The organism is Variovorax sp. KBS0712 (assembly GCF_006323185.2).
Classification (GTDB): Bacteria; Pseudomonadota; Gammaproteobacteria; order Burkholderiales; family Burkholderiaceae_C; genus Variovorax; species Variovorax boronicumulans.
In genome coordinates this window covers 3,564,644-3,577,002 of record NZ_VCCD02000001.1, presented here as the reverse complement: position 1 = coordinate 3,577,002, position 12,359 = coordinate 3,564,644, and the positions used below count along the sequence as shown (strand labels likewise).

General features: G+C 68.8%; 13 protein-coding genes. 1 reads left to right on the top strand and 12 read right to left on the bottom strand.

What is annotated here, in order from left to right:
- Positions 1–110 precede the first annotated feature (110 nt).
- The 12 genes from FFI97_RS16675 to FFI97_RS16620 form a co-directional block, all read right to left on the bottom strand.
- Positions 111–854, bottom strand: coding sequence for an ABC transporter ATP-binding protein (locus FFI97_RS16675; protein WP_139700062.1), 744 nt, complete (start codon positions 852–854; stop codon positions 111–113).
- 68 nt (positions 855–922) lie between these two features.
- The gene (locus FFI97_RS16670) at positions 923–2,824 is read right to left on the bottom strand and encodes an ABC transporter permease subunit (RefSeq protein ID WP_139700064.1); all 1,902 of its coding nucleotides are present in this window, start codon (positions 2,822–2,824) and stop codon (positions 923–925) included.
- Positions 2,821–3,849 carry a branched-chain amino acid ABC transporter permease gene (locus FFI97_RS16665; RefSeq protein ID WP_139700066.1) on the bottom strand — a complete coding sequence of 343 codons (1,029 nt, stop codon included), beginning with the start codon at positions 3,847–3,849 and terminating at the stop codon, positions 2,821–2,823. Before FFI97_RS16665 ends, FFI97_RS16670 begins: the two co-directional genes overlap by 4 nt.
- A 152-nt stretch (positions 3,850–4,001) precedes the next feature.
- The gene (locus FFI97_RS16660) at positions 4,002–5,147 is read right to left on the bottom strand and encodes an ABC transporter substrate-binding protein (RefSeq protein WP_139700068.1); all 1,146 of its coding nucleotides are present in this window, start codon (positions 5,145–5,147) and stop codon (positions 4,002–4,004) included.
- Positions 5,148–5,200: 53 nt separating this feature from the next.
- Positions 5,201–6,286 (bottom strand): 1,2-phenylacetyl-CoA epoxidase subunit PaaE, encoded by a 1,086-nt coding sequence (gene paaE, locus FFI97_RS16655; RefSeq protein WP_062478643.1) that lies wholly within the window; start codon positions 6,284–6,286, stop codon positions 5,201–5,203.
- A 12-nt stretch (positions 6,287–6,298) separates the two neighbouring features.
- Positions 6,299–6,829, bottom strand: coding sequence for a 1,2-phenylacetyl-CoA epoxidase subunit PaaD (gene paaD / locus FFI97_RS16650; RefSeq protein ID WP_409574625.1), 531 nt, complete (start codon positions 6,827–6,829; stop codon positions 6,299–6,301).
- On the bottom strand, positions 6,823–7,602 hold the full coding sequence (gene paaC, locus FFI97_RS16645; protein ID WP_095949436.1) for a 1,2-phenylacetyl-CoA epoxidase subunit PaaC: 780 nt from the start codon (positions 7,600–7,602) through the stop codon (positions 6,823–6,825). Before paaC ends, paaD begins: the two co-directional genes overlap by 7 nt.
- A gap of 17 nt (positions 7,603–7,619) precedes the next feature.
- A complete protein-coding gene (gene paaB, locus FFI97_RS16640) occupies positions 7,620–7,916 on the bottom strand; it encodes a 1,2-phenylacetyl-CoA epoxidase subunit PaaB (RefSeq protein ID WP_056578133.1) in 297 nt (98 codons plus the stop codon).
- Positions 7,913–8,923: a 1,2-phenylacetyl-CoA epoxidase subunit PaaA gene (gene paaA, locus FFI97_RS16635; RefSeq protein WP_139700072.1), complete on the bottom strand. Its 1,011-nt coding sequence runs from the start codon at positions 8,921–8,923 to the stop codon at positions 7,913–7,915. Before paaA ends, paaB begins: the two co-directional genes overlap by 4 nt.
- Positions 8,924–8,964: 41 nt before the next feature.
- The gene (paaK, locus tag FFI97_RS16630; RefSeq protein ID WP_139700075.1) at positions 8,965–10,275 is read right to left on the bottom strand and encodes a phenylacetate--CoA ligase PaaK; all 1,311 of its coding nucleotides are present in this window, start codon (positions 10,273–10,275) and stop codon (positions 8,965–8,967) included.
- Positions 10,276–10,289: 14 nt separating this feature from the next.
- Positions 10,290–10,736, bottom strand: coding sequence for a hydroxyphenylacetyl-CoA thioesterase PaaI (paaI, locus tag FFI97_RS16625; protein WP_056578139.1), 447 nt, complete (start codon positions 10,734–10,736; stop codon positions 10,290–10,292).
- Position 10,737: 1 nt separating this feature from the next.
- The gene (locus FFI97_RS16620; RefSeq protein ID WP_139700077.1) at positions 10,738–11,541 is read right to left on the bottom strand and encodes an enoyl-CoA hydratase-related protein; all 804 of its coding nucleotides are present in this window, start codon (positions 11,539–11,541) and stop codon (positions 10,738–10,740) included.
- 150 nt (positions 11,542–11,691) lie between these two features.
- On the opposite strand from FFI97_RS16620, the gene FFI97_RS16615 reads away from it, so the two are divergent.
- A complete protein-coding gene (locus FFI97_RS16615; RefSeq protein WP_095743881.1) occupies positions 11,692–12,294 on the top strand; it encodes a phenylacetic acid degradation protein PaaY in 603 nt (200 codons plus the stop codon).
- The last annotated feature ends 65 nt before the right edge of the window (positions 12,295–12,359 follow it).

Here is a 12,359-nt window from a genome sequence, read left to right as displayed (position 1 = left end):
GGGGGAAGGTTGGGATGGGGGCCAGCGGCTTTCGTTCGGCGCAGTGCGCCATCAAGCGCCGCGTGCCCCCACCCCGACCCTCCCCCGGAAGGGGAGGGAGAAAAACAGGGTCATTTCTTGTTCCCGATGCCCAGGTAGGTATCGATGATTCGCTGGTCGTGCAGCAGATCGCCGGCATTGCCTTCGAGCGCCACAGCGCCCATCTCGAGCACGTAGGCGCGGTCGGCCACCTGCAGCGCGGCGCGGGCGTTCTGTTCCACCAGCAGCACCGAGACGCCGTGCTTGCGCAGTTGCGACACCACGCGCAGCACCTCGCGCACCACCAGCGGGGCCAGGCCCAGCGAAGGCTCGTCGAGCATCAGCAGGCGCGGGCGCGCCATGAGCGCGCGGCCGATGGCCAGCATCTGGCGCTCGCCGCCCGAGAGCGTGGACGCCATCTGCGGACGGCGCTCCTTCAGGCGCGGAAAGATCTCGAAGATCTCGTCCATGCGCGCGCGCTGGTCGCGCTGGCCCTTGCGCCACTGGTAGAAGCCGCCGAGCAGCAGGTTGTCTTCGACCGACATCTCGCCGAACAGCTCGCGCCGTTCGGGCACCAGCGCCACGCCGCGCGCGACCATGGTCTCGACGCCGGGGCGCGCGATGCGCTCGCCGTCCAGCGACAGCTTGCCGGTCGACTGGAGCAGGCCCATGGCCGCGCACAGCAGCGTGGTCTTGCCGGCGCCGTTGGGGCCGATCACGGTGACGATCTCGCCCTCGTTCACGTGCAGGCGCACGCTGTGCACCGCCTCGACGGTGCGGTAGGCGACGCAGAAGTCTTCCAGTTGAAGAATCGGATGGCTGTTGCGTGCCCCCACGCTTGCCACTTCGTGTGCTGCGCTGCCCCCCGTGGGGGCTTTCGCTTCTTGGGGCGGCCCTGCGAAGCTCATGGTGCGTCCTCCAGCAATTCATCGTCGGCGCCGCCCAGGTAGGCCTCGAGCACGCGCGGGTTGGCCTGCACTTCGGCCGGCGTGCCGGTGGCGATCACGGTGCCGAACTCGAGCACGGTGATGCGGTCGGCGAGGTTCATCACGAACTCCATGTCGTGCTCCACCACGAGGATGCCCAGGCCTTCGGCGCGCAGCTGGCCCAGCAGCTCGGAGAGCGCGCGCTTTTCCAGGTGGCGCAGGCCGGCGGCGGGTTCGTCCAGCAGCAGCACCGAGGGCTGGCCGGCGAGCGCGCGTGCGATCTCGACCACGCGCTGCTGCCCCAGCGAGAGCGACGCGGCCGGCGTGTCGGCGTGCGCGCCCAGGCCGCAGCGCTCGATCTGCTTGCGGGCTTCGGCCATCAGTGCGGCCTCTTCGGCCCGGTCCAGCCGCAGCATCGCCGCGAGCCAGCCGCGTCTGGCGCGCAGGTGCGCGCCGAGCGCCACGTTCTCGACCACGCTGCGCTGGCCCAGCAGGCGCACGTGCTGGAAGGTGCGGCCCAGGCCGCGCGACGCGAAGGCGCGCGAGGGGCGGCCCGACATGGCATCGCCTTCGAGCCGCACTTGGCCCGAGCTGGGGTCGTCCACGCCCGAGATCATGTTGAAGAAGGTGCTCTTGCCGGCGCCGTTCGGGCCGATCAGCGCGTGGATCTCGCCGGCCTTCAGCGTCATCGAGATGTCGTTGTTGGCGATGAGGCCGCCGAAGCGCTTGCTGACCGCGTCGGCCTGCAAGAGCAGCGTGCCCGCCGCCGGCAGCACGCGCTGTGCGAGCTGCGCCGCCGGTGCGGCTGCGTTGGCTGCGGGCACCTTGGCCACCGGCCGCACCCAGCGGCTCACGAGCCGCGCCAGCGTGGGCCACAGGCCGTCGGCAAAGCGCTGCAGCACGAACAGCATCAGCAGGCCGAACACCACCACCTCGAAGTTGCCGCTGGTGCCCAGCAGCGCGGGCAGGATGTCCTGCAGCTTCTCTTTGAGCAGCGTGATCAGCGTGGCGCCGAGCACCGCGCCCCACAGGTGGCCCGCGCCGCCGACCACCGCCATGAACAGCATCTCGATGCCGATGTTCAGGTTGAAGGGCGTCGGGTTCACGAAGCGCTGCATGTGCGCGTAGAGCCAGCCCGACACGGCCGCCAGCAGCGCGGCCAGCACGAACAGCTTGATGCGGTGGCGCGCCGTGTCCACGCCCATCGACTCGGCCATGAGCCGGCCGCCCTTGAGCGCGCGGATGGCGCGGCCTTCGCGCGAGTCGAGCAGGTTGTGCAGCGCCCACAGCGCCAGCAACAGCACGGCCCAGATCACCACGCCAAGCGCGCGTGGCGAGGCCAGCGAGATGCCCGCGACCACCAGCGGCGGCACGCCTGTGATGCCGGTCTGGCCGCCCAGGAACTCCATGTTGCCGAGCAGGAAGTACAGGCTCAGGCCCCAGGCGATGGTGCACAGCGGCAGGTAGTGGCCCGACAGCTTGAGCGTGACCGCGCCGAGCGCCCAGGCCAGCGCGAAGGTCAGCACCAGACCGAGCAGCAGGCCGAGCCACGGCACCAGCGCCGAACCGGCGATGCCGCCGAGCCAGCCCGCGGCCGTGGGCGAGGTGCAGATCCACGCCGTGGCATACGCGCCCATGCCGACGAACGCGGCCTGGCCGAAGGAGGTCATGCCGCCCACGCCGGTCAGCATGACCAGCCCGGCGGCCACCAGCGCGTACAGGCCGATGTTGCTGAGCACCGCGACGGTGAAGTCGGGCAGCCAGCCCCAGGCCAGCGCGAGCGCCACGATGCACACCAGCGTGAGCGTGCGCGGCGTGATCAGCGGACGGCCCGCGTGCGCGGCGGTGGCGGGCGAAGATGAAGTCGACGGCGCGCTCATTCCTCGTCCTCCACGTGGTGGCTGCGCAGCGAACGCCACCACAGCACCGGAATGATCAAAGTGAACACCAGCACTTCCTTGTAGGCGCTGGCCCAGAACGAAGAGAAGGCCTCCAGCAGACCGACCAGCAACGCGCCCGCGAGCGCCAGCGGGTAGCTCGCGAGCCCGCCGACGATGGCGGCCACGAAGCCCTTCAGGCCGATGAGAAAACCGGTGTCGTAGTAGACCGTGGTGATCGGAGCGATCAGCAAGCCCGACACCGCACCGATGAGCGCCGCGAGCGCAAAGCTCAGGTCGCCCGACAGCTCGGTGGGAATGCCCGAGAGCCGCGCGCCCACGCGGTTGATGGCGGTGGCGCGCAGCGCCTTGCCGACCATGGAGCGGCCGAAGAACCAGAACATGGCGATCACCAAGAGCAGCGTGACGCCGACCACCACGATCGACTGGCCGCTCACGGGGATGCCGCCGATGTCGAAGCGCACGTCGGAGAACGGCGTGGTGCGCGAACCTTCGGCACCGAAGAAGAACAGGCCCAGGCCGACCAGCACGCCGTGCAGCGCGACCGAGACGATCAGCAGCATCAGCACCGTGGCATCGGCCAGCGGGCGGTAGGCCAGGCGATAGAGCAACGGGCCCAGCGGCGCGATCAGCACCAGCGTGGTCACCGCCTGCATGGTCATCGACGTGGGCTTGAGACCCAGCACCAGCACCGCGGCGATCGCGGGGAAGGCCACGCACCAGGTGAAGGCCGAGCGCCAGTCGATGGTCGCGCCGCGCTTCCAGCGCCACACCTCCACGGCCAGCGCCATGACGCCCAGCGCCACCAGCAGCCACAGCGTGGCCGGCGTGCGCCCGCCCTGCAGCGCCGCCATCGAGAGCGCGCCGAAGGCGACGAACTCGCCCTGCGGAATGAAGATCACGCGCGTGACCGAAAACACCAGCACCAGCGCGAGCGCCATCAGTCCGTAGACCGCGCCGTTCACGATGCCGTCCTGCCCCAGCAACAGGGCAATCTGCAAGTCCATATGAAAACCTTCGGGCGGGGCCCGTGCGTCAGATCAGATCAAGAGCGACCGTCGTTGCGGTCGTTGCCACGCACACCAGCGTGGCCTGTTCCAGAAACACCGAGGAACCGGCTTCGCCGGCCCTCAGGTGTTGCCCCTGGAAGGGGGATGGCTCAGGGCTGGAATTTCCAGGCGCCGTTTTCGATCTTGACCATCACGCGGGCGCGCTGGTCCAGGCCCAGGTGGTCAGCAGCCGTCATGTTGAACACGCCGTGCGCGCCCGACACGTCCTTGGTCTGCTCGAGCGCGTCGCGCAGGGCGGCGCGGAACTCGGGCGTGCCCGGCTGGGCCTTCTTCAGCGCGACCGGCACGGCCGAGCTCATCAGGAGGCCCGCGTCCCAGGCGTGCGCGCCGAAGGTCGAGACCGTGCCCTTGCCGTAGGCGGCTTCATAGGCGGCGACGTAGGCGAGCGCAGACTTCTTCACCGGGTTGCTGGCGGGCAGCTGGTCGGCCACGAGCACCGGGCCGGCCGGCAGGAAGGTGCCGTCCACGTCCTTGCCGCCCACGCGCAGGAAGTCGGCGTTGGCCACGCCGTGTGTCTGGTACATCTTGCCGGTGTAGCCGCGCTCCTTGAGCGTCTTTTGCGGCAGCGCGGCCGGCGTGCCGGAGCCGGCGACCAGCACCGCGTCGGGCTTGGCCGACATGAGCTTCAGTGCCTGGCCGGTGACCGAGGTGTCGGAGCGCGCATAGCGTTCGTTGGCCACGATCTTGATCTTCTTCAGCTCGGCGGCTTTCGCGAATTCCTGCGACCAGCCTTCGCCGTACGCGTCGGAGAAGCCGATGAAGCCGACCGTCTTCACGCCGTTGGCGGCCATGTGCTCGGCGATGGCCAGCGACATCATGATGTCGTTCTGCGGCGTCTTGAAGACCCACTTCTTCTTGGCGTCCATCGGCTCGATGATGCGGGCCGAGGCGGCCACCGAGATCATCGGCGTCTGCGCCTCGCTGGCCACGTCGATCATCGCGAGCGAGGCCGGCGTGGTGGTCGAGCCCAGGATCACGTCGACCTTGTTCTCGGCGATCAGCTTGCGCGTGTTGTTCACGGCGGCCGTGGTGTCGGAGGCATCGTCCAGCACGATGTAGTTGATCTTCTGCCCGCCGATCGTCTTGGGCATCAGCGCGATGGTGTTCTTCTCGGGGATGCCGAGCGACGCCGCCGGCCCGGTGGCCGAGATGGTCACGCCGACGTTGACGTCGGCCCAGGCCGAGAGGGCCGTGGCGCACAGGGCGGCGATCAGCAGGGGCTTGAAGAATTTCATGGTTGGTTTGTCTCCGGGTTGAAAGGGGAAAGGCCGAGGGAAAAGCCGTGCGTTCAACGCTCGTCGAAGGACAGCGTGACGCGTTCGGTCAGGGGGTGGGCCTGGCAGGTCAGCACGAATCCCGCGGCCACCTCATTCTTGTCGAGCGCGAAGTTTCTTTCCATGCGGACTTCCCCGTCCACGCACTTCGCGCGGCAGGTGCCGCACACGCCCGAGGTGCACGAGAACGGCACCTCGAGCCCGGCCGCCGACGCCGCATCGAGGATGCTGGGCTGGCCCTCGGTGTAGGTGATCTCGCGCTGCAGGCCGTCGCGCACGATGGTCACGCGCGCCTGCTTGGCGTCGCCCGGCTGCGCCTCGTGCACCACCGCGCCGACCTGGCTGGCCGAAGGCAGCGCGACGCCGAAGCGCTCGATGTGGATGCGGTCCTCGGGCACGCCCGCGGCGAGCAGCGCGGCCTCGGCCTCGTCGTTCATCTGGAACGGGCCGCACACGTACACGTGGTCGATCTGCGCGGCGGGCACGACCGAGGCCAGGAACTCACCGATCTTCTCGCGGTTCATCACGCCGAAGCCCAGCGGCGAATCGGTGTGCTCGTCGGAGAACACGTGCTGCAGCACGAGGCGCGTCATGTAGCGGTTCTTCAGGTCCTCGATCTCTTCCTTGAACATCGTGGACTGCAGCTGGCGGTTGCCGTAGATCAGCGTGAAGCGGCTCTTGGGCTCGCGCGCCAGCACGGTCTTCATGATCGACAGGATCGGCGTGATGCCGCTGCCGCCGGCGATGCCCACGTGGTGGCGCGCGGCCTCGGGCTCGATGGGAACGAAGAAGCGGCCTTGCGGCGCCATCACCTGCAGGCTGTCGCCGGGCTGCAGGTGGGCGTTGATCCAGTTGGAGAACACGCCGCCGCGCACCTTGCGCACGCCGACGCGCAGTTCGCCGTCGTCGAGGCCGGCGCAGATCGAATAGGAACGGCGCAGGTCCTGGCCGTCGATGTCATGGCGCAGCGTGAGGTACTGGCCCTGCGTGAAGCCGAAGACTTCGCGCAGCGCGGGCGGCACCTCGAACGAGACGATGACGGCCTCGTGCGTGTCGGGCTCGATGGCCTTCACGCGCAGGGGATGGAAGAGGGTGCTCATCGTGGGCGTGCCTCAGATAGGCTTGAAATGTTCGAAAGGTTCGCGGCAGGCCATGCAGCGGTACAAGGCCTTGCACGCCGTGGAGCCGAAGGCCGACAGGCGCTCGGTGCGCTCGCTGGCGCAGCGCGGGCAGGCGATGCGCTCGCCGGCCATGCGGCCGAAGAGCCTGATCGGCACGGCGGTGTTGGAGGCCTGCTCGGGTGTGAGGTGCGCGGGCGGCGCGATGCCGTAGGCCTTGAGCTTGTCGCGGCCTTCGTCGCTGATCCAGTCGCTGGTCCAGGCGGGGGCGCGGCGCAGCGTGGCGCGCGCGCGGCCCAGGCCGGCGTTCTCGATGGCGGCCAGCACGTCGTGTTCGATGGCTTCGGTCGCGGGGCAGCCGGAGTAGGTCGGCGTGAGCACGATCTCCAGGCCGTCGTCGTGCTCGATCACCTCGCGCACGATGCCCAGGTCGCAGACCGACACGGCCGGCACCTCGGGATCGGGCACGGTGTGCAGCACGGCCCACGCCGCATCGACACGCGACGCCAGTGCGTTCGTCACCACACGCCTCCGGGGAAGCTGCGCTGCAGGTGCTGCATCTCGGCCAGGATGTAGCCCATGTGCTCGCTGTGCACGCCGTGCTTGCCGGTACTGCGGAACGCGGCTTCCTTCGGCATGGCGAGGCCGGCGGCGTCGAGCACCTGCTGCATCTCTGCCAGCCACGGCTCGCGCAGTTCGCTCCAAGCCGGGCCGAGGCCGCTGGCGCTGGCCTGCGCATCGACGTCGTCGCTGTCGAACAGCTCGGGCACGTAGAGCCACAGCTGCTTGAGCGCCTTCTCGGTGCGGCGGCGCGATTCGTCGGTGCCGTCGCCCAGGCGCACGACCCAGTCGGCCGAATGTTGCTGGTGGTAGCGCGCTTCCTTCAGCGCCTTGCCGGCGATGGCGGCCACCTCGGCGTCGCTCGATGCGGCCAGGCGTTGCCACAGCAGCTTGAGCAGCGTGGCGACCATGGTGTTGCGCAGCACGGCAAAGGCAAAGTCGCCGCGCGGCAGCTCGACCAGCGTGAGGTTGAAATAGTCGCGCTCGTCGCGCAGGTAGGCGAGCTGGTCTTCGTCGTGCGCGCGGCCGGCGCCTTCGAGCTGGCCGGCGTGCGTGAGCACCGCGCGGGCCTGGCCGACGAGGTCGAGCGCGATGTTGGCCATCGCGATGTCTTCTTCGAGCACCGGTGCGTGGCCGCACCATTCGCCCAGGCGCTGCGCGAGCACCAGGCAGGTGTCGCCGATGCGCAGCAGGTAGTGCACGGCGGGCGTGCGGTTCAGTTCGATCGAGGCTTGCATGGCGTGCCGTTCCTGGCTCACATGTGGTCCACGGACTTGGGCAGTGCGTAGAAGGTGGGGTGGCGGTAGACCTTGTCTTCGGCCGGGTCGAAGAACATGTCCTTGTCGCCCGGGTCGCTGGCCACGATCTGGTCGGAGCGCACCACCCAGATGCTGCTGCCTTCCTGGCGGCGCGTGTAGACGTCGCGCGCCATCTGGATCGCCATCTTCGGATCGACCGCGTGCAGGCTGCCGCAGTGCTTGTGGTCCAGGCCGGCCTTGCTGCGCACGAACACTTCCCACAGGGGCCACTCTTGCTTCACTTCGGTGCTCATGCTGCTTCCTTCAAAGGTTGTTTGTTGGCGTGGGCCAGGGCGGCTTCGCGCACCCAGGCGCCGTCGTCCCAGGCGTCCACGCGGGCCTGCAGGCGCTCGCGGTTGCAGGGGCCGTCGCCGGCGATCACGCGCCAGAATTCGCTCCAGTCGATGACGCCGAAGTCGTGCGACTGGCGTTCTTCGTTCCACTTGAGGTCGGGGTCGGGCAGCGTCACGCCGAGGATCGCGGCCTGTTCGACGGTGGCGTCGATGAACTTCTGGCGCAGCTCGTCGTTGCTGAAGCGCTTGATGCCCCAGCGCATCGACTGCGCCGAGTTGGGCGACTGGTCGTCGGGCGGGCCGAACATCATGATCGAGGGCCACCACCAGCGGTTGACCGCGTCCTGCACCATGGCTTTTTGCGCCTCGGTGCCCTGCTTCATCATCGTCAGCAGTGCTTCATAGCCCTGGCGCTGGTGAAAGCTCTCTTCGCGGCAAATGCGGATCATGGCGCGCGCATACGGTGCGTACGAGCAGCGGCAGATCGGCACCTGGTTCATGATGGCCGCGCCGTCGACCAGCCAGCCGATGGTGCCCATGTCGGCCCAGCTGAGCGTGGGGTAGTTGAAGATCGAGCTGTACTTGGCCTTGCCTGTGTGCAGCGCGTCGAACATCTGGTCGCGCGAGGTGCCCAGCGTTTCGGCGGCGGCGTACAGGTACAGGCCGTGGCCGCCTTCGTCCTGCACCTTGGCCAGCAGGATGGCCTTGCGCTTGAGCGTGGGCGCGCGGCTGATCCAGTTGCCCTCGGGCAGCATGCCGACGATTTCCGAATGCGCGTGCTGGCTGATCTGGCGCACCAGCGTCTTGCGGTAGTGCTCGGGCATCCAGTCTTTCGCCTCGATGAAGTCGCCGGCGTCGATGCGCGCGTCGAAGCGTTCCTCGAGACGCAGCTCGTCGGCGGAGCGCACGGCCTTCTGCTTGCCGTCGCCTGCGTCCTTGCCCATCGTGTCCATGGCCTGGGTGTACATGTGCGTGTCCTTTCGGTGCGGTGTGTGGGGCGCGCGGGCGCTCAGCGCGGGCGCGTGTCGACGACGCGCCGGGCCTTGCCGGTCTGCGTGCGTTCCATTTCGTCGGGGCCGTGCACGACCACGCGGGTGGAGATGCCGATGAGCGTCTTCACGCGGTGCTGCACCCACTCGGAAATGGCGTTGCGGTCGGCCGCGGCGGCTTCGTGCGGTGTGAGTTCGCAGTGCACCTCGACCTGATCGAGCAGGCCTTCGCGGCTCACGCGCACCTGGTACAGGCCGGTGAGGGCGCTGTGCGCGAGCACGATCTCTTCCACCTGCGTGGGGAAGACGTTCACGCCGCGGATGATCATCATGTCGTCGCTGCGCCCGACGATCTTGCCCATGCGGCGGAACGACCGCGAGGTGGGCGGCAGCAGGCGCGTGAGGTCGCGCGTGCGGTAGCGCACGATGGGCATGGCCTCCTTGCTCAGCGAGGTGAAGACCAGTTCGCCTTCTTCGCCGTCGGCCTTCAGCTCGCCCGTTTCGGGGTCGATGATCTCGGGGTAGAAGTGGTCTTCCCAGATCACCGGGCCGTCCTTGCTCTCGACGCATTCGCTGGCCACGCCCGGGCCCATCACTTCGGAGAGGCCGTAGATGTCGACGGCGTCGATGCCGGCGCGCGTCTCGATGTCGCGGCGCATGGCTTCGGTCCACGGCTCGGCGCCGAAGATGCCGACCTTGAGCGAGCTGTCTTTCGCGTCGAGGCCCTGGCGCTCGAACTGCTCGATGATCACCTGCATGTAGCTGGGCGTGACCATGATGATGTCGGGCTTGAAGTCCTGGATGAGCTGCACCTGCTTCTCGGTCTGGCCGCCCGACATCGGGATGACGGTGCAGCCCGCGCGCTCGGCGCCGTAGTGCGCGCCCAGGCCGCCCGTGAAGAGGCCGTAGCCGTAGGCGACGTGGATCATGTCGCCGGGCCGTCCGCCCGCTGCGCGGATGGAGCGCGCGACCAGGTCGGCCCAGGTGTCGATGTCGTTCTTCGTGTAGCCCACCACGGTCGGCTTGCCGGTGGTGCCCGACGACGCGTGGATGCGCGCCACCTGCGTGCGCGGCACGGCGAACATGCCGAAGGGGTAGTTGTCGCGCAGGTCGGTCTTCACCGTGAACGGGAATTTCGACAGGTCGGCCAGCGACTTCAGGTCGTCGGGGTGCACGCCCTTGGCGTCGAAGGCCTGGCGATAGTGCGGCACGTTGTCGTAGGCGTTGCGCAGCGTGGCGCGCAGGCGCGTGAGCTGCAGGGCGGCGATCTCGTCGCGGCTGGCGGTTTCGATCGGGTCGAGGTCGCCGGGGGCGGGGCGTTTCACGGTCATGGTGGGGTGTCTCCTCAAGCGGCCGGGACGGCCGGCCGGCCCTTGGCGGTGTAGGAGCGACCGCGGAACATCGCGATGCGCTCGCCGCGCTGGTTGGTGATTTCGGTGTCGTACACGCCGGTGCGGCCGGCCTTGGAGACTTCGAAGCAGCGCGCGGTGAGCACGTCGCCTTCGCGCGCCGGCGCGAGGAAGTCGATGGCGAAGCCCGAGGCCACGGTCAGCTCGTTGTACGAGTTGCAGGCGAAGGCGAAGGTGGAGTCGGCCAGCGTGGCCATGAAGCCGCCGTGGCAGATGGCGTGGCCGTTGAGCATGTCGGGGCGCACGCGCATCTCGAGCGTGGCCTGGCCGGGGCCGACCTCCACGATGCGCATGCCCAGGCCCTTGCTGGCGTTGTCGTTCGCGAACATGCCGTCGCGCACGAACTCGGCGGTCTGTTGCGGGGTGCGGGAAGCGTCGGTCATCTCAGCGGTCCTTGAACACCGGGGCGCGCTTGGCGCGGAAAGCCTCGACACCTTCGCGGTAGTCGTCGGCATTGCCCATCTCGCGTTGGATGCGCGCTTCTTCGGCAAGTGCCGCGCCGAGGTCGAGGTTTTGCGCGGCGGCCATCGCTTCGCGGGTGGCCACGAGTGCGCGCGTGGGCATGCCGGCCAGGCGCGCCGCCAGCGCGGCGGCGGTGTCGGCCAGGGCCGCGTCGTCCACGCACTGCCAGATCAGGCCGATGCGCGCGGCTTCTTCGGCGGGCAGCTTGTCGCCCAGCATCGCGATGCCCAGCGCGCGCGCCGGGCCCACGAGGCGCGGCAGCAGCCAGGTGCCGCCGGTGTCGGGCAAGAGGCCGATCTTGGTGAAGGCCTGGATGAAGCTGGCCGAGCGGCCGGCCACGACGAGGTCGCAGCACAGCGCGAGGTTGGCGCCCGCGCCGGCCGCCACGCCGTTGACGGCGGCAACCACCGGCACCGGCATCGAGCGCAGGCGCGCGACCAGCGGGCCGTAGTAGGTAGAGATGACGTGGCCCAGGTCCTTGGGCGCGGCGCCCGGCGTGGGGTCGGGCGCGACCGACGGGTCGGCCAGGTCCTGCCCCGCGCAGAAGGCGCGGCCGGCACCGGTGAGCACCACGCAGCGCACGCTGCTGTCGGCGGCCGCGGCTTCGAGCGCAGCCAGCAACTCGGCATGCAGCCCGGTCGTGAAGCTGTTGAGCGCCGCGGGGCGGTTCAGGCTCAGCGTGCGGACGGCGCCGGCGTTGCTGATGAGTACCAAAGGCTCAGTCATGCGTGTCTCTTTCATCCTTTGTGGGGACGGTTCGGTGCGTAAACACTATTGACCGACCGTTCGGTTGATTTTAGGATCGACCTCGATTCCGGCACAAGCGGGGCGCATTCAGGGCAAACCCTGAGGCCTGCGAAAAAACAAGGAGACCGAATGCCCAGCTATTCCATCGACGGCGTGATTCCTGTCGTCGACCCGAGCGCCTACGTGCATCCCACGGCCGTGCTGATCGGCGACGTGATCGTCGGCCCCAACTGCTACGTCGGCCCCTGCGCCAGCCTGCGCGGCGACTTCGGCCGCATCGTCTTGCAGGAGGGCTCCAACGTGCAGGACCACTGCTGCATCCACGGCTTTCCCGACAACGACACGGTGGTGGAGGTCAACGGCCACATCGGCCACGGCGCGATCCTGCACAGCTGCATCGTGCGGCGCGACGCGCTGGTGGGCATGAACGCGGTGGTGATGGACGAGGCCGAGGTGGGCGAGAAAGCCATCGTCGCGGCCTGTGCCTTCGTGCCCGCCGGCATGAAGGTGCCCGCGCGCTCGCTCGCGGCGGGCATCCCAGCCAAGGTGCGGCGCGAGCTCAGCGACGAAGAGATCGCCTGGAAGCTCGAAGGCACGCAGACCTACCAGGCGCTGACGGTGCGCAGCCTGGCCAGCCTGCACGAGGTGGCGCCGCTCGCCGAGGTGGAAAAAGACCGGCCCCGCCTGCCTGCCACCGACGTGAAATCCCTGATCGCCACCCGCCGCGGATAGCCCTGCGGCTTCATGCAAGATCGAGCCTGCTGCATGCCAGCAACCGACAGATAACCCAGGAAGAA